At 46.7% G+C, this 22,672-nt stretch carries 24 protein-coding genes; 3 read left to right on the top strand and 21 right to left on the bottom strand.

The features are described 5' to 3' along the window. Positions 1-13 precede the first annotated feature (13 nt). The 4 genes from queF to F5971_RS02140 all read right to left on the bottom strand — a co-directional run bounded on the left by queF (position 14) and on the right by F5971_RS02140 (position 3,560). A complete protein-coding gene (queF, locus tag F5971_RS02155) occupies positions 14-838 on the bottom strand; it encodes an NADPH-dependent 7-cyano-7-deazaguanine reductase QueF (RefSeq protein WP_036506976.1) in 825 nt (274 codons plus the stop codon). Continuing rightward, positions 838-1,611, bottom strand: coding sequence for an ABC transporter permease (locus F5971_RS02150; protein ID WP_036506971.1), 774 nt, complete (start codon positions 1,609-1,611; stop codon positions 838-840). Before F5971_RS02150 ends, queF begins: the two co-directional genes overlap by 1 nt. Beyond that, positions 1,608-2,543, bottom strand: a complete 936-nt coding sequence (locus F5971_RS02145) for an ABC transporter ATP-binding protein (RefSeq protein WP_036506965.1) — start codon at positions 2,541-2,543, stop codon at positions 1,608-1,610. Before F5971_RS02145 ends, F5971_RS02150 begins: the two co-directional genes overlap by 4 nt. A gap of 78 nt (positions 2,544-2,621) precedes the next feature. Then, positions 2,622-3,560, bottom strand: coding sequence for a sodium-dependent bicarbonate transport family permease (locus F5971_RS02140; RefSeq protein WP_193493759.1), 939 nt, complete (start codon positions 3,558-3,560; stop codon positions 2,622-2,624). Positions 3,561-3,677: 117 nt separating this feature from the next. On the opposite strand from F5971_RS02140, the gene F5971_RS02135 reads away from it, so the two are divergent. After that, on the top strand, positions 3,678-4,634 hold the full coding sequence (locus tag F5971_RS02135; RefSeq protein ID WP_193493757.1) for a LysR family transcriptional regulator: 957 nt from the start codon (positions 3,678-3,680) through the stop codon (positions 4,632-4,634). Positions 4,635-4,836: 202 nt separating this feature from the next. On the opposite strand, the gene F5971_RS02130 is transcribed toward F5971_RS02135, so the two are convergent. Further along, entirely contained in the window at positions 4,837-5,895 is a 1,059-nt protein-coding gene (locus F5971_RS02130) for a porin (protein ID WP_036506958.1), read from the bottom strand. 351 nt (positions 5,896-6,246) lie between these two features. On the opposite strand from F5971_RS02130, the gene F5971_RS02125 reads away from it, so the two are divergent. Then, positions 6,247-6,846 (top strand): TetR/AcrR family transcriptional regulator, encoded by a 600-nt coding sequence (locus F5971_RS02125; RefSeq protein WP_036506957.1) that lies wholly within the window; start codon positions 6,247-6,249, stop codon positions 6,844-6,846. A 91-nt stretch (positions 6,847-6,937) separates the two neighbouring features. Here F5971_RS02125 and F5971_RS02120 read toward each other — a convergent pair whose 3' ends face one another. The 16 genes from F5971_RS02120 to F5971_RS02045 form a co-directional block, all read right to left on the bottom strand. Further along, positions 6,938-8,224, bottom strand: a complete 1,287-nt coding sequence (locus tag F5971_RS02120; protein WP_036506954.1) for a TRAP transporter large permease — start codon at positions 8,222-8,224, stop codon at positions 6,938-6,940. Positions 8,225-8,252: 28 nt separating this feature from the next. Further along, positions 8,253-8,726 carry a TRAP transporter small permease gene (locus tag F5971_RS02115; RefSeq protein ID WP_223116230.1) on the bottom strand — a complete coding sequence of 158 codons (474 nt, stop codon included), beginning with the start codon at positions 8,724-8,726 and terminating at the stop codon, positions 8,253-8,255. A 60-nt stretch (positions 8,727-8,786) separates the two neighbouring features. Continuing rightward, on the bottom strand, positions 8,787-9,824 hold the full coding sequence (locus F5971_RS02110) for a TRAP transporter substrate-binding protein (RefSeq protein WP_193493755.1): 1,038 nt from the start codon (positions 9,822-9,824) through the stop codon (positions 8,787-8,789). 223 nt (positions 9,825-10,047) lie between these two features. Then, positions 10,048-11,040 carry an FAD-binding oxidoreductase gene (locus F5971_RS02105; RefSeq protein WP_193493753.1) on the bottom strand — a complete coding sequence of 331 codons (993 nt, stop codon included), beginning with the start codon at positions 11,038-11,040 and terminating at the stop codon, positions 10,048-10,050. A 2-nt stretch (positions 11,041-11,042) separates the two neighbouring features. Further along, positions 11,043-12,068, bottom strand: coding sequence for a 4-hydroxy-2-oxovalerate aldolase (dmpG, locus tag F5971_RS02100; RefSeq protein ID WP_036506945.1), 1,026 nt, complete (start codon positions 12,066-12,068; stop codon positions 11,043-11,045). A 13-nt stretch (positions 12,069-12,081) separates the two neighbouring features. After that, the gene (locus tag F5971_RS02095) at positions 12,082-12,993 is read right to left on the bottom strand and encodes an acetaldehyde dehydrogenase (acetylating) (protein ID WP_193493751.1); all 912 of its coding nucleotides are present in this window, start codon (positions 12,991-12,993) and stop codon (positions 12,082-12,084) included. A 15-nt stretch (positions 12,994-13,008) separates the two neighbouring features. Beyond that, a complete protein-coding gene (locus F5971_RS02090) occupies positions 13,009-14,838 on the bottom strand; it encodes a feruloyl-CoA synthase (RefSeq protein WP_036506941.1) in 1,830 nt (609 codons plus the stop codon). A 32-nt stretch (positions 14,839-14,870) separates the two neighbouring features. Next, complete coding sequence (locus tag F5971_RS02085; RefSeq protein ID WP_036506932.1) at positions 14,871-15,650, bottom strand: 2-keto-4-pentenoate hydratase; 780 nt, start codon at positions 15,648-15,650, stop codon at positions 14,871-14,873. Continuing rightward, the gene (locus F5971_RS02080) at positions 15,643-16,587 is read right to left on the bottom strand and encodes an NAD(P)H-dependent flavin oxidoreductase (RefSeq protein ID WP_036506930.1); all 945 of its coding nucleotides are present in this window, start codon (positions 16,585-16,587) and stop codon (positions 15,643-15,645) included. Before F5971_RS02080 ends, F5971_RS02085 begins: the two co-directional genes overlap by 8 nt. Before the next feature lie 12 nt (positions 16,588-16,599). Continuing rightward, entirely contained in the window at positions 16,600-17,382 is a 783-nt protein-coding gene (hcaB, locus tag F5971_RS02075; RefSeq protein WP_036506928.1) for a 3-(cis-5,6-dihydroxycyclohexa-1,3-dien-1-yl)propanoate dehydrogenase, read from the bottom strand. 7 nt (positions 17,383-17,389) lie between these two features. After that, complete coding sequence (locus tag F5971_RS02070; RefSeq protein ID WP_036506925.1) at positions 17,390-17,929, bottom strand: 3-phenylpropionate/cinnamic acid dioxygenase subunit beta; 540 nt, start codon at positions 17,927-17,929, stop codon at positions 17,390-17,392. Continuing rightward, a complete protein-coding gene (locus F5971_RS02065; protein ID WP_193493749.1) occupies positions 17,929-19,275 on the bottom strand; it encodes an aromatic ring-hydroxylating oxygenase subunit alpha in 1,347 nt (448 codons plus the stop codon). The genes F5971_RS02070 and F5971_RS02065 overlap by 1 nt, the downstream gene beginning before the upstream one ends. Positions 19,276-19,286: 11 nt before the next feature. Then, positions 19,287-19,625 carry a non-heme iron oxygenase ferredoxin subunit gene (locus tag F5971_RS02060; protein ID WP_193493747.1) on the bottom strand — a complete coding sequence of 113 codons (339 nt, stop codon included), beginning with the start codon at positions 19,623-19,625 and terminating at the stop codon, positions 19,287-19,289. Positions 19,626-19,633: 8 nt separating this feature from the next. Beyond that, positions 19,634-20,476, bottom strand: coding sequence for a DODA-type extradiol aromatic ring-opening family dioxygenase (locus F5971_RS02055; RefSeq protein WP_193493745.1), 843 nt, complete (start codon positions 20,474-20,476; stop codon positions 19,634-19,636). 4 nt (positions 20,477-20,480) lie between these two features. After that, a complete protein-coding gene (locus F5971_RS02050; RefSeq protein WP_193493742.1) occupies positions 20,481-20,765 on the bottom strand; it encodes an extradiol ring-cleavage dioxygenase in 285 nt (94 codons plus the stop codon). 4 nt (positions 20,766-20,769) lie between these two features. After that, on the bottom strand, positions 20,770-21,588 hold the full coding sequence (locus F5971_RS02045) for an alpha/beta fold hydrolase (protein WP_193493740.1): 819 nt from the start codon (positions 21,586-21,588) through the stop codon (positions 20,770-20,772). 309 nt (positions 21,589-21,897) lie between these two features. Between F5971_RS02045 and F5971_RS02040 the strand changes: the two genes are divergently transcribed. Further along, positions 21,898-22,596 carry a dienelactone hydrolase family protein gene (locus F5971_RS02040; protein WP_193493738.1) on the top strand — a complete coding sequence of 233 codons (699 nt, stop codon included), beginning with the start codon at positions 21,898-21,900 and terminating at the stop codon, positions 22,594-22,596. Positions 22,597-22,672: the final 76 nt, after the last annotated feature.

Here is a 22,672-nt window from a genome sequence, read left to right as displayed (position 1 = left end):
TACACCTCATCAATTATTGGCGCGATAAACGGCAGTTTCTTGGCAAACTGTCTAAGCTAGAACGGTAAGGATTAATATCCAGCCCTCCACGTCGCACATAACGTGCATACACGGTTAGCTTTTGTGGTTTGCACTGCTGCCATATATCCATAAATATAGTTTCAACACACTGCTCATGAAAGTCCCCTTTTTCACGATAGGAAATGAGGTAAGCGAGCAGACCTGCCCTGTCCAGCGCGGGGCCCTTATAACGAATTTGTATACTGGCCCAGTCAGGCTGCCCCGTGACCGGGCAGTTCGACTTCAATAGATGACTGTACAGGCTTTCATCGACAATGCGTGATCCGGCACGTAACAGCTGAGGGTTGGGTTGATAATGCGTGACCTCAACGTCAAGCTCATCTAAACACTCCCCTTGAAAGCGTTCAAAGGGCGGAGCAGCATCGAGCTTACTAAGCTGCACCTGCACGGTCGCGCCAGCAGCGGCAGATAAATCCCTGCGCATCAGCGCCACAACATCCGACTCAGAGGCAAAACACGTTAAATTGAATGAGTTCAAATACAACTTAAAGGATTTCGATTCAATGATATTGGGCGAATGCGACGGTATCCGAAACTCGGCAATCCTTACAATCGGCTTACCCTTAGGGTTTAACCAAGATACCTCGAATGCATTCCAAATATCCACGCCTCTGAAAGGTAAAGAGGCCCGATTCACGCCCTTTTCATCCCAACTGATTTGGCGCGAAATGGGGTAGAGTAAGCTAGGGTCATAGGTATTAACATAGGCCGTACCCTGCCCTAAAGGAGACTGCTTAATGATTTCATGATCGCTCATCAGTGACGAATCCCCTTACCCGTATTCAACAAATGCATCGCAAACGCAGCTAACACTAGAATAAAGCCAATAATCATCATAAAGGCAAAACCGATATTAATATCACTGACACCCAATAATCCATAGCGGAAACTGTTCACCATATAGAGTATAGGATTAAATTGAGAAACGGTCTGCCAGAAGCCAGGTAATAAGGCAATAGAGTAAAAAACACCCCCCAAATAGGTTAAGGGCGTTAGGATAAACGTCGGAACAATCGAAATATCATCAAATGTATTGGCATACACCGCATTAATAAAGCCGCCTAATGAAAAGACAATGGCCGTCAAGATAACGGTGCTGAGCGTAATAAAAAAGTGATGTATCGAGAGATTCGTAAAAAACAAGGATAGAAGCGTAACGATCACCCCCACTGCCAAACCACGGGCGGCTCCCCCTGCCACATAACCAGCCAAGATCACCCAATTGGGTATGGGCGCCACGAGCAGCTCTTCAATGTTCCGTTGAAATTTTGTACCAAAAAAGGATGACACAACATTGCCGTAGGAGTTGGTAATAACGGACATCATGATTAACCCCGGCGCGATGTACTCCATATAGGCAAAACCACCCATATCACCAATGCGCGAGCCAATCAGATTACCAAAAATAATAAAATACAAGGTCATTGTAATCGCAGGGGGGAGCAGAGTTTGCACCCATATTCGCGTAAAACGACGCACTTCTTTCGTCAGGATGGTCCAGAACGCAGTGAACAGCAACTGACCTCTCATGCGAGCTCCTTCATTTCTAAATTCTTTTCGACCAATGACACAAATAACTCTTCTAAACGATTGGATTTATTGCGCATACTCATCACTTCTACACCTTGATCGGCCAACTGCTGAAAAACACGATTTAACCCGGTGTTTTTATCAACATCGACCTCTATTGTGCGCGCATCTATCTGGCGCAACGCATAACCACTGATTGCCAAGGCATCGGGTAGCTCATCCTTCAGGTCCAGAATAAACGTCTCGGTGTTCAGCTTTAGCAGTAGGCTGCGCATGCTGGTGTTTTCAATGATGTTGCCTTTATCAATGATCGCAATGTTACGACACAAGGACTCGGCTTCTTCCAAATAATGAGTGGTCAAAATAATGGTGGTGCCCTGCGCATTAATTTCACGCAGGAACTCCCACATTGAGCGTCGCAGCTCAATATCAACGCCCGCCGTCGGCTCATCAAGAATCAGCAACTTAGGCTCATGAACCAAGGCTCGGGCAATCATTAAACGTCGCTTCATTCCCCCCGAGAGCATACGGGCACTTTGGTTTTTCTTTTCCCACAGACCCAGCTTTCGCAAATAGAACTCAGCACGCTCGGTGGCGATGCGCTTAGGGATGCCGTAAAAGCCTGCTTGAGTCACGACGATGTCGATGACCTTTTCAAAGGCATTAAAGTTAAATTCCTGCGGAACCACACCCAGCATTTTTTTGGCATCGGCGGTTTGCGTTTCTAAATCAAAACCAAAAATTTTGACGCGCCCAGAGGTTTTATTCACCAGGGATGAAACAATCCCCAGCGTTGTCGACTTGCCAGCACCGTTCGGCCCCAGCAGGGCAAAAAAGTCACCTTCTTTTACCTCAAGCGATATCCCTTTAAGGGCGACAAATCCATTTGCGTAAGTTTTGTTTAGATCTTCAAGTACTAATGCATTCGCCATAGGATATCCTTGATGAATAAAGTCTTTATAGTGGGTTCTAAAACCGATTTTTCAAGGACTCAGCTAAAACATATTGATCTAATACATCCACTGTAGCCATTGATGATAGAGCGGTATTCCCAAAATCACATTCATCGGAAAGGTCATGCCTAATGCCGCAAACATGGCCAAGCCCATATCGGCATCCGGTATAACATTACGAATAATGGCGGGTGCGGCAATATACGAGGCACTGGCAAACAAGCTAGCTATAATCAGCGTAGACCCTTCGGGTAGCTGTAAGGTTTTACCAACCAATACCCCTACGAATGCCAATGCAAAAGGGATTAACAGCGCAAACAGCGCCAAACGCCAAGAGGATTTTGGAAAGGGACGTAAGGATAAAGCGGCGGTAAGGCCCATGTCCAGCAAAAACAGTGCTAACACCACATGAAAGCCCTGAGTTAACAGACCGGTCACTGCAACGCCCTGCTCTGGCCCATAAAGATAGCCAATTAACAGACCGCCAACGAGTAAAACAACCCCTCGGTTTGCAAAGGCCTCATGCCATACACTGCTGCTCACTGCACCTTGGCTGGCTTGATTATGTCGACGGTATAAAAATACGGCAACCACTATCGCAGGCAACTCTAATGCGACTAGATAGAGGGTGACTTCAGCACCAACGGCGAGCTGATGTGTTTGAATATACGCCAATGCAACCGCAAACGTACCCGCACTCACGGAACCGTAGTGTGCCGACAAGCTGATCGCATTCGCCTTGGAAAGCTGAACAGCGAACCGAAGGATAGGCACTAAAACAAGGGGAATAAGACCGCCCACCACCATCAATAACAGCAGCTCAGGTAAGATGGATACGCGAAATTCACCGTAAAGGGCAAAGCCCCCTTTTAAGCCAATGGTGAGCATCAGCATTAGACTCAGCAAATCATAGGCGGCTTTGGGCACCACTAAGTCAGACTTGATGAGTCCAGCCACCAAGCCCAATACAAAAAACATCACGACGATATCCGGCACGACATTTTACTCCTAACTCGGGTTAAAGATGGCGCATTGTCGCTGACTAAAAATATTTATACTAATTAAAAAACCAATACCCTATTATAGATAATTATCTATACATGGATATTGAGCATGAATCTACGTCATCTTACTTTCCGGCTGCTTGAGGTCTATGTTGCGGTTGTACGTGCAGGCAACATCAGCGAAGCAGCACGCCGCCTCCACCTCACGCAACCCACGGTGTCCTTGCAGCTTAAGCGCCTTAATGAAACCGTCGGTGAGCCTTTACTTGTCAGTCACAAAGGCCAATTACAAATGACCGATGCAGGCCTTGCGCTCTACAATGCGTGCCAAGAACTGCTTGGACGTTTCCAAGAGCTGAATGACACGCTCAGTGAGTTACAACTTGGCCACCAAGGACGCTTAAGTATCGCCATGGTCAACACAGCACAATACGTGCTGCCCAAGCTGCTCGGCCCGTTCAGCCAATCCTTTCCAGACGTCGACATCACATTGGAAATCGGCAATCGCGCACAAATGCTGACACGCTTTAACCAACAACTGGACGATATCTATATTTTTAGCCACCCTCCATCACTGGAGCATGCCGCCGCCGCTCGCTTCTTACGCAATCCACTGGTGCTCATTGCTCCCACACATCATCCGTTTCATAAGCGTAGTCAAGTTTCGCTTAAAGAGCTGACTCAGGAACGATTTTTACTAAGAGAGCCTGGCTCAGCAACACGCATGCTATTCGACAGCTGGCTGCGCACCCAAGGTATTCAATTAACCAAAAGCATGCAAATTGCCAGTAATGATGCGATTCGGGTGGCCGTTGAAGCCTCAATGGGAGTGGCTGTGATCTCACAACACGTCATTCCTGAAGGCCAAAAAGGCATCGCAATTCTGCCTGTTGAATCCCTACCCATTGAAAGTCACTGGCACTTTATTGTTCGACGCGACCGCCGAATCAGCAAAACGGCTAAACTCTTTTTAACCTTTGTCGATGCGCATTTGGAGCGTTATTTAGAACCTGACTTTGCATGTCATGAAATTTCAGCTTTGTTGGATGAGGTGATCGGGTTTTAGATGTGTTTTGATTGACACAAATACATCTCCATTAACACTAGACGGGCAAAAGGCTTCACTAAGGAAGCCTTTGGGTTAAAACAAACACCAATCAATTGCACGTCTCAAGCAGAAGGGGATACCTGAGATCACGCCCGTGCAATCATCAAGTTTGCTTCACACATCAGTTTTCATCATTTGATTTCCAACCCAAATCAAATCATTAAAACTGCAAACGGTAGGTCAAATAGGCCGTGTCATTTCCGCCGACGATTGGGAATAATGCCCGCTCATCATTGTATTGCTTGTAACTGTTGGTATTGCTCACAGCGGCAGCATTGTAATTCACGTATCCAATGGCCAGAACGGCATTCCCAAGACGACGATGCAGCTCTACAGATGCGGAGCGCTCACGGTCGGCTTGATCCTGCTTAGTGGTAGCAAAACCAACGGAGGCACCATAGCCATTGAGTTCATAGCCCGCATTCAAGGCATAGCCTTTGTCGGTCAGATTACGAACTTTATCTTTCGACTGCTCGTATTTGGCCGCAAATCTAAAATTATTTAAACGGTAACGTGCAGCCACTCCCCATAAATTTGAGTCGACACCATACATACCCTGTGCGTCTTTTCCTGATTTTACGGCTCCATACGCGGTTGCAAGTGTTAAATCGCTTAGGGTGTATTTAACCCCCAAATTATACCCATCAATTTCATTGTCTTTTTGAGTGGATGCGGGACCGGCAAACACATTGCCCGAGGTTTCTCCTGCAAAGACGCCGACAATCATGGCTTCAAGGCCATTCAGATTAGGAGAAATGTACCCAATTGAGTTGGAGACACGACGATCAGCACGAAATCCCGTTCTGGGATCACTGCCATTTGCCACATAGCCAACATCCAGTCCTGTGGGTAAGGCAGACATTGCAAACTCATTCACATTCCCGACATACGCATAAGTGGGATGGTCAAACTTACCTCCCATCAACGTTCCCCAATCCCCTTTGGCTCCGACATGAGCATAACGCCCTCCCCCCAAAGCCCCTGTGTTCAGGCTTAAACCCTGCTCCCAATTGAAAATCCCTTTGGTATTGTCTAACCCTAAATCAACCGTGCCTCGAATGCCGATACGGCTAGCGTAGTCGTCTAGGACAGCGGAACGATCATCCGTTTTGAACATTCCTAAACGAAATGATCCATAAAGCGTTGCATCCGCATAACTCAAACTGGGAATAACTGCAGCCAAAGCGACCGTAAGACAGGATTTATGTATTGGTTTCATGTTAACTACCATCTTTTTTAGATTTATTGATCAGCATTTAAACGTAACTGGATAAGGTATTTATAGATCGATACGTTGATCGGCAATAGAACTCATCAGCAGTTGTTAAAATCTAACATACAGTAATGTATTTTACAAACACATCTGTATGTTATGTGATTAAAACCCTTATCATTAACAACCAATATCATGATTAAATTGTATTAATAAACAGATGGAAGAATATGCAAGCAAGCAATCCAACATACAGATAGGAACGTATTTCATTTTTCTTAAGACAGTTAACTTGACCGCACGCGAATGCTATGATGCTATGCAATATCAACTAGGACAGGTATCAGAAACATCGCTATGGCATCTCAAAGGCTTTCTCGTAACGACTGGATCAATGCGGCTATGAATGTGCTCTCCACAGGAGGGATCGACATGGTTCGTGTTGACAATCTTGCTAAAGAGTTAAAAATTACACGCGGTAGCTTTTATTATCATTTTGAAAGTCGCCAGGACTTACTCAAGGGCATACTTGACCGTTGGCGCCTTAAAGCCACGGAGGCCGTGATTGCGGGCCTTAAGAAGAAGTCACTCTCAAGCAAAGAGCAGCTTGTTGAGCTCATGTTGCTGCCACTCAAAGGGGACAAGTCTTTTGAAGCGGCCTCTATCGAGATTTCGTTACGTGCTTGGGCTCGACGAGACGATATGGCAAGAGCGGCCGTTGACGAAGTTGATCGCTATCGAATTGCCTTTATTGAGCAGTTGTTTGTGGATCTTGCCCACCCGGCAGAACAAGCAAACGACCTTGCCTACCTGGTCTACTCTTATATGATTGCCACGTCCTTGCTTCACCCAAACGACTCCCTGAGCAATCAGAATGCGCGCGCGAAACGACTGTCTGACTTTTTAAGCGACAACTGCCCTCTGCTGGATTGTCGTTTTCGTCCTCACGCGCATTAATCTTTACTGCACTAGCACTTCCTTATAAAAAAACCCGCATCAGCGGGTTAAAGGCAGGGCTAGAAGAACACTTAGATAAGCAGACTCACACTTACATGAGCTCAACCAAGAACAGAGACAAGCCCGGCACTAAGATAATCAGCGCTAAACGGAATATGTCCGCGATTAAAAATGGAAACACACCCTTAAAAATCACCTTAAGATCAACATCAGGAACAACGGACTTCAAGACAAAGACATTCAAGCCAACCGGCGGTGTAATTAAACTAATCTCAGTTGCAACCACCACAATAATGCCAAACCAAATGAGATCCATGCCCATTCCTGAAACAATTGGATAGAACACAGGCACAGTGAGCAGCAGCATTGAAATCGATTCCAGCACAGCACCTAAAATGAAGTAAATTAGAATAATGACTAAAATCACACCTAACAGGCTTAGGTTTAATCCTTCAATCCAACTGACGATGTAAAAAGGCAAATTCGATACATTCACAAGGTTTGCAAAAATCAATGATCCAATAAGGATCGCGACTAAAGCAACCGTCGTTGCAGCCGAATCCTCAACAGCATCACGAAGTTTTTTCCACGTAAAACGGCCACGGATCATGGTAATCGCTATCGCTCCGACCGAACCGACGCCTGCCGCTTCCGTTGGTGAAAAGAAGCCAAAATAAATCCCCCCCAACACGAGAATGATTAATAGCGAAAAGGCCCAAAGCTGCCTAAGCGCCAAAAGCTTTTCTCGAAACGGAACTTCCTCCGAACCTGCTGCACTGTCTTTTTTAACATGAACAACATACAAAACAGCCGCAATGTAAAATAAAACACCGAGAATGCCTGGAATTACACCAGCGACAAACAGCTTACCAATATCTGTTTCTGTGATGATTCCATAGAAGACCAGTGCAATAGAGGGCGGAATCAGGATTCCCAATGTGCCACCTGCCGCAATAGATCCGGTGGCCAAGCCATCACTGTAGCCATACTTTTTCATTGACGGGTAGGCAATACGTGTCATGGTTGCTGCTGTTGCAAAACTGGAACCGCAAAAGGTACTAAATCCACCAGAAGCACCAATCGTGGTGATCGCCAACCCGCCTTTAAAGTGTCCAACGAGTGCATGAGTCGCGTTATATAACTCTTCAGCCAACCCCGAACGGCTAATAATATTCCCCATCAAGATAAATAGTGGAATAACAGCAAACTCATAGGAAAGCACCGTTTCAGTTCCGATCATTCCCAATTGACTGAAGGCTGCACTCCAGCCCTGATAATAGGCCAACCCACATATACCCACCAATCCAGTGGCGATTGCAATGGGAATACGTAAGAACAGCATGACCAGTAACACAGCAAACGCGATTGACATCACCATTTGTTTTACCTCAATTCAAATAAACCAATTATTCTTTTACTTCACTCGGCGAGTCAGGAAAGGTGACCAATAAGCTTGTAAGTGCAATAGCCGACAAAACCGACATAACGGCTAAGACCGTCCATTTTTCAATTCCGAGAAACATAAATATTTCTCCGAAATTTTTAGATTCAATTGTTTGCTGATAAATCATGACAACTAAAGCCGTAAAAAATACGATTTCCACTAAGTAGGATAACCAAGAAATAAACTGTCCAGCTCTGCCATTAAATATTTTTTCTAACAGATCAATCCGAATATGCTTACGCTTTTTATGCACATGGTACAAGCCTGCATAAAATGAAATGGCAAGGCATATTCCAACGACTTCATAGGCAAAACCAAGAGGGCTGTTGAATACGACTCGACCAAATACATCAACGAAGGTAATACCTGCCATAATAATCAAGGCAAGTAATGAAATTTTGGCACACAAATACTCTAAAAAGCTTAAAAACGACATTTTCATGGTAACCTCAAACAGAAAAGACGTGCTCTACGAACGATAGAGCACGGAATAGGCTTAGTTTGAAAGCGCTTCAATCTGTTCTTCGTAGAATTGAATAAGTGCGCTGCCATCAAGACCCGCTGCACTGGCTTTTTCTAACCAAGCTTCACGGATAGGCTCAAACGCAGCATCGATTGCTGTGTTAAGGTCATCACCTGAAACAATGTAGTTATCACCCAAATTCGCCTTTAACTGCTCTCGGGCTTTCAGATCATTTTCATGCCATAAGCTTCCCATGCGAACCGCCAAGGCTTCGCCTGAAATAGCCGTGATCGCCTCACGATCTCGTTCGCTAATCGCATTCCATTTATCTTTATTCATGATGATAAATGTACTGTTTGTAAAAATCCCGCCCGGTATTTGCGTGATGTGATTCACGTAATTATCGACCTTAAAGCCTGTTAAGAGCTCATCGGATAAAGTCGTTCCATCAATAATTCCGCGAGACAAGAACTCTCGTAGTTCCGACAAAGATCCCGAGATGGGCACAGCCCCTAGGGTACGAAGGGCATCACCAACAACGTTGGTTTGCACACGAATCTTTTTCCCACGTAAATCACCTGGTGTTTTGACGGAATCGCGACGCATGTGCAGATTACCACCTGACGTTACATGGACGGCCAAGGTGTGTACATCACTATGCATCCCCGCATCCGACAAATACTGCTCAAATAAGCGTTGATAGGCCGCCGAACTGATGCCCGCATTTTCGTTCATAAACGGAAATTCGACCATTTCAGTCAACGGGAAGGCACCAGGGTTATACCCGTGAGGTCCCCAAGCAATATCGGCAATGCCACTGACAACGGATTGATAGTTACGTGCTGGTGGCGCTAAAGGTTTAGCAGAGGCTTGAACCTTTACGCGCCCTTCGGTGACTTGCTCGATTTCTTCAAAATACTTGTACAAGCCTTCCGCTTGCGACCAGTGCTGTGATGGAAACCACTGATTGTAACGCAAGGTCACCGTGTCGGACGCGATGCTGCTTGTCGCAAAAAGGATGCCTGACAGAACCACACCCAGTTTAATCAGTTTGTTTTTTGGCTTATTCATCTGCTGAAACTCCACATGTTTATTATTATTACTGTTTTTAAAAATTAACATACACAACTGTACTTTACAATCATAAATCTGAATCGTTAACTGGTCTTTTGTCTAATAGTGCTTTGAAATATAGTCACTACAACAATCATTTTGTTTGAAAATGACGTCGTCATTCATTTCAATTTAAAATACACAACTAATAACAAACAGTTATGTATCTTAATGGCAAATTTTAGACAAAAGCATCTGCAAAAAAGGCATCCTGACTGAGCCCACACTGCTCAACAAAATCCTTCTTGGCCGATTCAATCACAATCGGTGCGCCACAGGCATAGACTTGATAGCCTGACAGATCCTGATAATCATCGAGCACGGCTCTATGCACGAACCCCCTTCGTCCGACCCAGTCACCGGACACCTCATCCGATAACACAGGCGTATAATCGAACCAAGGGTGTGCCGCTTGCCATTGCTGACAAAGTTCGTTGTGATAAAGATCCTGCAAACGCCGTCCTCCCCAATACAAATGGACTGGGCGCGTATTTTCTCGCTCAATCAATTGCTCCATTAGGGCTTTAATCGGTGCAAAGCCTGTTCCACTTGCCAGTAATATCATCGGGCTATCGGACTCCCTCAAATAAAAACTCCCAAATGGACCTTCCAACGTGACCCTGTTTTTAACCTGTAACTCATCAAAGATGTAAGGCGTTGCCTGTCCGTCGTTCACTCGTCGGATGTGAAGCTCAATACGACCGTCATCGGCCGAACGCTTAGCCATTGAATAACTGCGCGTCACGCCCGTTGCAAGGGTCAAATCCACATACTGACCCGGCAAGTAGTTAAATTGCGTGCCCGGTGCCAGCATACACTCCAAAATAACCACATCATCTGCAACTTGATCTTTGCCCATAATGCGTCCAATCACTTTTTGAATGCTAATGCCTTCAAACTCAGTGACTTCTGGTGCATCGATCACTAGATCTGTCGTTGCGCGTGCTTGGCACGTGAGCAGCGTTTCCCCATTTTGATCAGTACTGGACAGTTCAAGGCCGTCTGGATAGACAACTTGCCCTGAGATTAAGGGTGTGCGGCAGTCTCCACATCGACCATCCCGGCATCCGTGCTTGAGCATAATGCCTGCTTTTAAGGCGGCATCTAAAACACTTCCGGATGCGTCTGCTTCAAAGTGTTTTCCAACCGGCTGTATCTCAACATGATAGGTCATCGTCAGGCCTGCTTTGCTTTTGCCATGGTCAGTGCTAAATCTTCAATCATGTCTTCTTGCCCACCGACGGTGCCACGACGGCCAAGCTCCACCAGAATATCGCGTGCACTCACGCCATATTTCTTTTCAGCCCGCTGAGCAAAGAGCAAGAAGGAGCTATAAACTCCGGCATAACCAAGCGTTAAAGAATCACGGTCAACACGAATCGGTTGATCCATCATCGGGACGACTAAGTCTTCAGCCACATCCATAATTTTATAGAGATCGATACCGGTTTCAGCACCCATACGATTTAAGACAGCCACCAAAATTTCCAAAGGAGTATTGCCCGCCCCCGCACCCAGCCCCGCAACCGATCCATCAATGCGCACCGCACCCGCTTCTATCGCAGCTAAGGAGTTCGCAATCGCCATACCCATGTTGTGGTGACCATGAAAGCCGATTTCTATTTCAGAGGGTAACTCGGCTCGTAACAAACCAATTTTTGCACTCACTTCATCTGGGAGCATGTAACCTGCGGAGTCTGTGCAATAAATACAATTTGCACCGTAACTCACCATTAACTTAGCTTGCTCAAGCACTTTTTCGGGTGTAATCATGTGTGCCATCATTAAAAACCCGACGGTGTCCATGCCCATTTTCGCCGCCATGCCAATGTGCTGCTGAGAAACATCGGCTTCGGTGCAATGGGTCGCAACACGTATTGTGTGCACACCGCAATCGCGCGCCATTTTAAGGTGGTCAACGGTACCGATACCCGGTAAGAGCAAGGCCGAAATTTTGGCCTGCTTCATCTGAGGCACAACCGCCTTTAAATAGGCTTCATCTGTATGCGCTGGAAAACCGTAGTTCACCGACGCGCCACCAAGACCATCACCATGGGTCACTTCAATCAATGGCATCCCCGCCGCATCCATCGCAGAGGCAACAGCGACCATTTGCTCTAGGCTGATTTGGTGTCGTTTTGCATGCATGCCATCACGCAAACTCATATCGTGCAGGGTGACTTGCTTACCTTCTAAATTCATTTACTTTCTCCTGTTAACCGCGAGCGGGTAGTGTAATGCTGCCTTCAGCGGCTTCTTCAGCGAACATTTCCGCTGTACGCAGTGCTGCAGCCGTCATGATGTCTAAGTTGCCTGCATATTTAGGTAGGAAGTCACCCAAGCCCTCCACCTCCATAAACATGGACACACGATTTCCATCAAACACTGGCCCGTTAACCAATCGGTACCCCGGTACATATTTCTGCACCTCTTTAACCATCGCATGGACCGACTCGGTAATAGCGTCTTGATCTGGTTCGGATTCAGTCAAACAATGCACCGTGTCGCGCATCATTAAGGGTGGCTCAGCTGGGTTAATAATGATGATGGCTTTACCCTGTTTAGCACCGCCTACCTTTTCTACAGCCCCAGCCGTGGTACGTGTAAACTCATCAATGTTGACACGCGTCCCTGGCCCCACTGAACGTGAGGACACCGTCGCAATGATTTCGCCATATGTCACTGGCTGAACCTTTGAAACAGCGGCGACCATCGGGATCGTCGCTTGGCCACCGCAGGTCACCATATTGACGTTCATTTCCAAGTTTTTGGCATGATCCGTCAAGTTAACAGGTGGGATGCAAAACGGACCAATTGCCGCTGGCGTTAAATCGATCATAATCACGCCAAGCTCATTCAACTTACGACTGTTTTCAGCATGCACGTAGGCAGATGTGGCATCGAAAGCAACACGAATATCGTCTTCAACTATGTGCGACAAGATGCCATCCACCCCTTCTGCACAGACTTTAATGCCCATTTCTTTGGCGCGTTTCAGGCCTTCCGATTCAGGGTCTATACCGACCATCCAGACAGGTTCGATCCATTCTGAACGCTGCATTTTCATGAGTAGATCTGTGCCGATGTTGCCTGGACCTATGATCACCGCTTTAAGTTTATTGCTCATATTTCACTCACTTATTTACAAAAGACTAATCAGGCTTTCATGGCCCTTTTCATCGTATAGACGCTCAACATCCGCACTGCGGGTTTCTAAAAGTTTGCGCTGATTCAGATTCCCTTTATCCGTAATTTCGCCTAAATCAATAGACGGCGGTGCATCCAGCAGGCTTAATAAGCAGGCGCGTTGAGAAGAGCCTTTTGCGTGTTTGGCCATGCTATCCAGTGCGTCTTTTAGCGCCGAACGCACAGATGGGAGAGACATCAAATCGGTCCCCGTTAAACGGGATTGCGCGTCATCAGCTAAACGACGTAACGCCTCCCCTGGAAACGCGAGCAGGCCTATATGATCACGATCGTGTCCCGTGACAACCACGTCCGACACCAAAGCACCAAAGTGCTTATGCACCAAGTCACGAACCGATGCCACGCAGACCCAAGTTCCTGTACTTAATTTAAAGTCTTCTGAAACGCGTCCATCAAAAATAATCCCCTCTGATGGATTGTCAGGATTTGCCAACCGCCCCGCATCACCGATGCGGTAATAGCCAAGTTCATCGAAGGCTTGCTTGGTAATCTCAGGATCATCAAGGTACTCGGTAAAGACGATTGGGCCCTTGATTCTGAGCTCTAACTTCGAGCCGTTGGGCACAAATCGCATCGACATACCTGGCATCGGAATCCCAATATTGCCGGGCTTGTCGAGATACCAATGCACATTTGTAATGGCGGGTGCTGTTTCAGTCGCTCCCCACTCCGTTGTGAAGAACACCTCATGTCCAGTCTCTGCACACATAGACTTAAGCTCATCCCATACGGGCTTAGATAACGCAGCGCCAGCGTAAAACAGCATGGTTAAACTGGAGAAAAAGATATTTTTGAGCTCATCATCCTGACGCAAATGGTCGAGAATCGCTTCATAGCCTTTAGGAACATTAAAAAACAAATTGGGCTTAATCTCTTTGAAATTACGAAGCGTCGTTTCAATTAAACCCGACACTGGCTTGCCCGCATCAATATAGAGCGACCCGCCATTGCGCAGAACCAAATTAAAGTTGTGATTGGTACCAAAGGTATGACTCCAGGGCAGCCAATCCAGCACTCTGGGTATCTGTGTCTCAACAAAGGGCCAGCACTGAGCAATCATCTGCTGGTTTGAGCACATCATACGCTGGGTGTTCACCACCACTTTCGGATGGCCAGTTGAACCAGAGGTCAACATATACTTGGCATGCGTGTCTGGAGTGACCTTTGAAAAGCGTGTGTCCACTTCATCGCTTGGCGACAAATTAAGCAAACTTTCCAACAGGATCGTGTTCGACACTGCCTCCTGCCCACGCGATACAATTTTCACCGCAATACCGTCACAGGCATTCAGAGCGGCTTGAAATAACGCACCATCTTCTGCAAAAACCGCTACCGGCTTCAGACGCTCAACAATTCCAAGCAAACGGTCATGCGATTTGGACATTAATGAATAGGCCACAGAGACTGACGTCACTGGAATACCGATATACATCGCTGCCATTTTCATTAACGCATGATCAATTGAATTCCCTGAGATGATCATTAAGGGCCGCCCTTGCGGGAGATCAAGATCTATCAATCCTTGCGCAATTGAGCGCACGGCATTTCGAAACGCTTTGTAGCTTAGTGAGCGCCAGCCATCCCCTGCACGCTCAGCAATATAGAGTTGTTCAGGACGTTTTTTTGCCCATTTTTCAAGCCAATCGCCCACGCAGCGATCGAAAGGCAAAAGAGGATTTGCAGATTCAACGACAAAGGAGCCGTCGCCTAACTCACGCTTAATCGCAGATGGCGTAGGCATCTGAGCATAGACAGTTGTACCCATATCAATAACCTTTATTATTGTTGTCTTATGTTTTATTCAGCAACCAGTGTTAAAACATCCAAGCCTTTAAAGTCAAATCGAATTTCATCGCCTGGCTGAATCGCCACCATGGGTGCCATCGCTCCTGACAACACAAGTTGACCGGCTTTGATGGGCGTGCCCAATTCAGCCATCTTGCGAGCTAACCACCAAGCAGCATACAGAGGATTGCCAAGGCAGGCGGCACCAACGCCTTCAACGTCGCCGCTTGCGGTGTGAATCGTTAGACGTAATTCCGCAAAATTGACACCTCGGGGATCGAAGGTCTTTGCGCCTAACATGTACAAGGCGGAAGAAGCATTATCAGCAACGGTATCGACCAGCGTAATCTTCCAGTCCTTCACCACCGAATCGACAATTTCAATCACTGGCACGAAAAAATCGATGGCGGCCAATAACTCAGCAAAGGTTAAATCGGTCTGCAGCAGATCGCGTTTAAACACAAAACCGATCTCCCCTTCCGCTTTAGGCGAAATTAGCCCCTGAGTCATGACTCGATCCTGTCCACATAACTCCATATCCGAGAACAAGACGCCAAAATCAGGCTCATTGACTCCGAGCTGCTGCTGTACGGCTTTAGACGTGAGCCCTATTTTGTAGCCAACAAGGCGCTTTCCGCTGTTGATGTGATGTGCATTTACACGTGACTGTATGGCATAGGCATCGGCAACATTAAGTTCAGGGTAACGCGCTGAAAATGGAGAAACCGCGACGGCACGAGTGCGCGCATCCAGGATTTCAGTGGCTAATTGGTGATACAAAGCATCAGACATTTTTTAAGTACTCGCTAGAAAGGTCATTAAGTGTTTTCATGGCGCTGCGGTATTCATGGCACAGGGACTCGACAATGCTAGCGGTCGATTCAACCTGTACGATGCTCCCGGCCCCCTGACCTGCGGACCACACGTCTTTCCAAGCTTTATTCGCGGTTGAGATATTACCGGAGAAATCTATCTTGGCCGTGGATGCTGAACCTGGATCAATGTTGGCCATTTCGAGACTGCCTTTCATCCAATTCGCAGGTACACCACTGACGGATGTCGTCTCTATAATGTCTTCAATACGAGAGTCGACCAGCATGGCTTTATAGGCGTCACTGGCAAAACTTTCTTTTGCTGCGATAAAGCGCGTCCCCGCCACTACGAAGTCTGCACCTGCGACTTGCATGGCTAAAATATCGCGCCCATGCGAAATACAGCCAGCCACACCTAATGGGCCATCCCAGAATTCCCGCACTTCTTGAATGAATGCTAAGGGGTTGTATTTACCGGTATGACCACCGGCTCCACTCACGACCAGAATCAAACCGTCTACACCCGCCTTCACAGCTTTTTTAGCCAGTGCGGGAGAAATCACGTCAGCGATCACGTCACCACCGTAACTTTTCACAGCATCCATAACACGTGCAGGAGACCCTAAAGCGGTAGATACCACCGAGGGTTGGTATTTTTTCACCAGTTCGATTTCTGCATCAAAACGATCATAGGTTGAATGCACAATCATATTGAGCAACCAGGGTAATCGGTGTGGATTTAGACGCTCACTAATTTGCGCCAACCAGCCATCGAGTATCTCTGGATTACGCGCATTGGGCGCGGGCAAACTGCCTATCAGACCGCTTTCTGAACTTGCAATGACCAATTCAGGTGACGATACCAAAAACATGGGTGCAACAATCATTGGCAGTTTTATTGTTTTAATCACGTTCATTTCGACATTCCTCTAGCGGGCGATCCAGCCACCATCACTGTGAATGACACATCCGGTTGTCATAGGAGATTGTTCATTTGACGCTAGGAGCACGTAAAGCGATGTGTGATCGGCAGGGGCAGCAATGCGCTTTAAGGGCACTGCTTGCGCTGCTTTTTCATGGAAGCCGTCGATATGATTCAGGGGCTGAGACTTACGCGAAACGCCTTCAACCGACTTCATTTCAGTATCCGTAGCACCCGGTGACACACCATTGACACGAATATCCGGTGCTAACTCATAGGCCAACTGTTTAATCAGCCCCACCACAGCATGTTTTGACGTCACGTATAAAATACCGCCGCCCCCTGGATAAAAACCAGAGTTGGACACCGTCAATACTATATTTCCCTGACTGGCTTTTAAGGCGTCTAATGAGGCCTTCACACCGTTCATATACCCCAGCACGTTGACGCGGAATAGCCGATCAAAACTGCTGGCCAATTGCTCAGACTGAATGCGACTTAACGGGGCAAAGTAGTCAAAAATAGCAGCATTGCCAACAAAGGTATCCAGTCGACCAAAACGCTGCACAGCCAGCTCCACGACCTTTTGATTGTCCTCATAGGAGGTTACATCACCACAAACGGTACAGACTCGCTCCGGGTGTTGCACCTGAAGGGCTGCGAGCTTTTCTTGATTAATATCTAAGACCGCAACACGAGCCCCTTCTTGGATAAAGCGCTCGACAACAGCCAGCCCTATCCCATCAGCGCCCCCAGATACGAATGCAACTTTGGATTCCAATGCGCTCATAATTCACTCACAAGAAGGTATTGATGTTTTTACAACTGAGCGTTGCGTTCGGAATCAAGATCAGACGTTTTAAGAGCTTCAAACCTGACTCGGTTCTGATCAAGGTGTCGTAGCGACGCCCGTAAATCACATACTCTTCATCCAAGCCACGGCTGCGAATGCTGGTAAAGGTGGAATACACCTCATAGGTATTGGGCTCTTGCGCGATAAAAGCCTCAAGGTTATTGACCTGATGCACATTGCGCGTTGCAGGGTTTTCTGCCCAAGCCGAAGGTTGGCGAAAACGCGCCACCCGACGCTGTAAGTCGCGCAGGCTGTCATCAAAATACGCCATATGGTCTTTATCGTAGAAACCTTGCTTCAAGGGATTCTCGCGACGGCGATTTTCAATACCCGGCATCCAATAATGAATGTCCTCATGAATAAGCCCGAGCCACTCCTCAAAGCGCTCCTCATCCAAAAGGCGCGCTTCTTTATTCAGGAACGCCGCCACTTCAAAAAATACATCCTGCGATACGCTCTCTAACGCTGCTGATTGAGTAAACATTATTCAGCCTCCACCTTGCCTTTGTTTCTGTTGGGGACTTCAGACCAAGTGTGAGCACTTAAGAGATCATACCAATATTGATAGAAAGCTCTTGAGTTGGCTTCGTTAAGTTGCCCTTGGTAGACATTGCCCGGTAAGTGGGTATCTTCCATGAAGGTATCCATGCCCAATCCGACGTACAAATCTTGCTTAGCGGTGACTCGGCCTTTGGCTGTTTTCGTGCAATATTCCCAGTTTTCACCATCGTCCATTTCAAAGACGCCGGTTGGTGAAAAGGTCATCATGGCGCCTTTACGCCACATTTCTTTGATGTCGTCCGGGGCTGATTTATTGACAACAACCCAAGTAAACAACTCTATTTTATTAGGGCCTCTTGGCTGCCAAACACGAACCGTATTCTGACCCGGCAAGAAAGAGAAATTAGGGAAAATCGTGCAAGAGGAAACCGATGCAATCATGTTGGAGCGGAAGTCGCCCAAACGCTCTGCGACAGACGGTTTAATGGTGTGAATATAGCGATTCAGCTTACTCTCCCCTAGAACCGCGACATTGCCAACGGTATCCAACGCAAACTCGTAGCCATGGCCATTCCAGTTCACAGAGTAGGACTCTTCGAAATCACTCACTTTGGCAACGGCACCGCCGAGCATTGCTCTTGCGGCTGAGTCATGCGTCCAACCCGCATGCAGAATATCGCCTACGAAGTTTTCAGCTGCGATTTTCCAGTTGCACTCATACGTGGAACGTATGCAGCCGCCAACAAATTCAGTTCCGCCCTCTTGGTTATCAAATAAGGCATCCAAGTACCACGTCATAGGACCTAGGTATTCTTGTAAGCTCGGGCTTTCGGGATCAAAGGTCGCAAAAACCAAACCTTTATAGGTGTCTACTTTTGCAACTTCGCGCAGCCCCCATTTCGACTTATCAAACTCGCTGGCTTCATAAATGCCGGACTCATGCTGTCCAACCAGGTTTCCAGCGGTATCGAATGACCAACCGTGATAATTGCAAATAAATCCACGCGTTGTTCCAGACTCCGAAAAACACACTTTATTGCCACGATGAGGACATGCATTTAAAAAGACTTTAATGGAGCCATCTTTCTGGCGAACAACGATGACTTCATCTTCACCCATGGTGGTCGTGATGTAATCGCCTGTCTTAACCAATTGAGATTCATGGGCTACAAACAGCCAGCAGCGTGCAAAGATCTTTTCTAACTCCTGCTCGTATATGGATTGGCTGTAGAAAATCTCACCCGCGATGCGCCCTTCGTCCAGATCGCAAACCTGCTTTAAATTGTCTAAGCGTTCAGTGACATCTAAGGTTTTTATAATATTGCTCATTCAATCGCTCCTCAGCCTTTTGCAATCATATTGGCGTCGACTTCGACCAACGCATAAATCGCGTCATCGTCGATTTCAACGGGATAGGTGCGCAGATCTATCTCACAGGGAAACCCTTGCGCCTTTCCGGTAGGAATATGGAACTGCCCCCAATGAACGGGGCATACAATCATGTCGTCTTCGATATCCCCATCCGCTAAGGATGCGGTGGCATGTGTACACAGATCAGCCGTGGCATACACCTGCCCCCCAAGGTTATAGACCGCTATATCACCATGGGCTTTATTCTCGATTTTTTTCACTTGGTTCTCGGCCAACTCCGAGAACTTGCATAGATATACCTTTTCCATGTTTGCACTCACTCCACGCATAATTCTATAAAGCCCAAACCTGTCACCCATTGCGGCACAGGCTGGTATTCAATTAAATGACCACGCTTGGCATCGATTGCGGTCATCGCGCAGATAAAGTTGCGAATCTCCATGGCACCATTGCCGCCATTTTCTAACACCATGTCATCGGTTAAAGCGGCAAGCGCATCAACCTGCATCGAACAGCAGTGTTCAATCACTTGTCGATCAAATGCCTCATTCACACGACCGGACTCTTTAGTCCCCACCCAATGACTAATACCACCACTGCCGATAACAGCCACTTTCTCAGCATCTGGAAACTGTGTTATCGCAGAGTTCAAATGACGCCCTAATTCAATGCACCGCTCTTTTGTGATAAAGGGATCCACTGCACTGGCAATGTAAACAGGAATCGCTTTAATGGTTGTGCCTTTGATTTCAGATGCGCGCTTTACGATCAACTGATAGGGAATTGAAAAGGAATGATCTGTCGTAAAGGAGCGTGCTTCAGCCCAATCAAACCCTGATGCCTTGCCTTCGTTCGAAATATAGCGAGCCAAGGATTCGTTATTGGGTATTTCTTCTTTCTTTAAGCCTGGCAATTGATCCAAAGGCCCTTCGGTATGTCCTGTTGCAATGCAGTATTGCGGCAAACAGGTTGTTCCAAACAACATGTAATGATCATTACCGATAATAATGACGGTAGAGGCGTCCAGTTCGGCAAGGCGCTTTGCACAGGTTTCGTATGCATCCCAGACAGCTTTCGCTTGCTCAGCAGGAGGTGCATCGGGTGCAACAAACATCACCGGATCATGAGGGACAAGAAAGCCACCAACTATTTCTGCCATGGGATCACCCTTTAATTGAAGCGGAATACTGAGCATCTGAGCCCAGCTTTTTGTTATAAGAAGACATGCGACGATCAGGAGACATTTCGATCCAGTACCCCATCGTTAGCATCGGGTTCACACCCATTTCTTGCATTTTTTTCACATCAAAACTGAGGATCATTTCCACATCCTCAGGCGCGAGTGGAAATCGACTCAGGTACTTTTCTGGGTTCTCTTTAAACTTGGACTTGGAAAAACGGTCCACCGAGAGGCTCCACAAAATGCGCTCCAACACATCACGTTTCATAACATCACTCGCCAATAAAGTTAAAAACTTGCTGCAAAAACTTTGCGCGCTGCTCGGTTTGAACCCAATGACCACACTGTCCAAAGACAAACAAATCACTGTTGGGTATGTTCGCTAACAGCGTTAACCCGCATTGCATAGGCACAACACCATCTTCACGACCATGCAGAATCAACGTGGGTGCTTGAATATTCTTGAGTGCTTTTTCTGAGAAACCCTTAACCAGAGTCTCACCCTCTTCATTGGGCTTCGGCAGGAGTTTGCGTAGCGCATCTTGTGCACCGGGACGCGCACTGGCTTCATATCGTGACTGAACCAGTGCATCGGTAATTAACTCTTTGTTGTACGGAAACAATTCCATCAAGGCGCGCATATTGTCGACTGATGGCTCGTACAACCAAGCACCCGCCAAACCTTTTGTTTGTGTAAAGGTACCCGCAGGTGTTCCTAATAAAACCAATTTATCTAAACGTTCGGGGTTAAACAGCGCGAGCCCTATCCCCATCGCCCCACCGAATGAATTACCAACCAAAGAGGCCTTATCAATGCCAACCGCATCCATAAACTCGACCAAGTGGTTCACCCAGAATTTAATGTCGTAATGCGTGTCATCTTTAAACTCTGTAAAACCAAAGCCCGCAATATCAGGCACAACCACTCGATAGCGTGTTGCGAGCTCATCCATCACACCCGCCCAATTCGTCCACCCCGAAACGCCAGGCCCGGAACCGTGCAACAACAACAATGCAGGACCGGTACCCACTTCAAAGTAAGCCGTCGCGTGCCCTGCCGCTTGTACAAATTTACGATCTGACTCTTGCATTGCCTAAACCTCAAAAACATACAGTAGTGTATCTTTATTCTAGAGTTGATTCACAAGATCTGTCAATAGAAAAGGCTTAGTTTCTGTAGGCTGATATTCAATCTAAAAAACACACGTATAATTTTAAAAAATTATATATTTTTCAATATATTAATTACAAATAGATTATATGATTTATGAATTGAAATCGGATATGGGCATCTTGACACCTACTAGACTTTAGTCTAAAACTGATCGAACAACAAACAATCTATTACAAAACCATTCCAAAATAGATACACTTTTGTATCTTAATAAAAGGAAATAGCCATGACACAAGCCATCACGCAAACGCTAAACAACATCCAATTCTTCCACCAATACGTAAAAGCAAAGACTACGAGCAATTCAAAAACCCTTTTACTCTACCCAACTTGGGCAGGAATCACTGATTTCGAGCGCGAGATAGCTCAACGAATGTCTCACATGGGATGGAATGTTTGGATTATCGATGTATTTGGAGGAGGAACGGATCTATCTGACTTGGAGAAACGTCGTGATGCCATGAGCAGACTACTGAGCAATTACGAAGAGTTACGGAACACACTTCGCAACTTTGCCAAATTCGCCCTTGAGCAAGATGCGCACTCAGACACTGTCAGCGTGATGGGATATTGTCTAGGAGGGTTGTGCGCAATTCAGAGCACTTTGTGGGTAGAGGACGTCACACGAGGCGTGAGTTTACACGGCTTATTAAACTTCCCAAAAACACCTGCTTCTGTAGAGAATGCATCATTGCTCATCCTTAATGGTGCTTCCGATCCTATGGTCCCCATTGAGGATATTGAGCGCACGCGCGCCTACCTTAATACAATGAATATTGATTGGACATTTGTGGATTTGGGTCATGCGATGCATTCGTTTGCGATACCGGACGCACAATCCCCAGAACGCGGTGTTGCTTACCATGCATCAGCTGATCAGAAAAGCTGGAACTACCTTGTGTGCTTTCTAAATACAGAAAAATAGATCGAGTTTAAAACAAATCTAACCAAGGGAAAGTTCACATAAAGATGCAAAGCGAATAGCATTTAGTCTATGATCA

Source organism: Nitrincola alkalisediminis (assembly GCF_009821115.1).
In the GTDB taxonomy this organism is placed as follows: Bacteria; Pseudomonadota; Gammaproteobacteria; order Pseudomonadales; family Balneatricaceae; genus Nitrincola; species Nitrincola alkalisediminis.
Note: the sequence above shows the minus strand (reverse complement) of the source record. Positions and strands in the feature narration are given on the sequence as shown.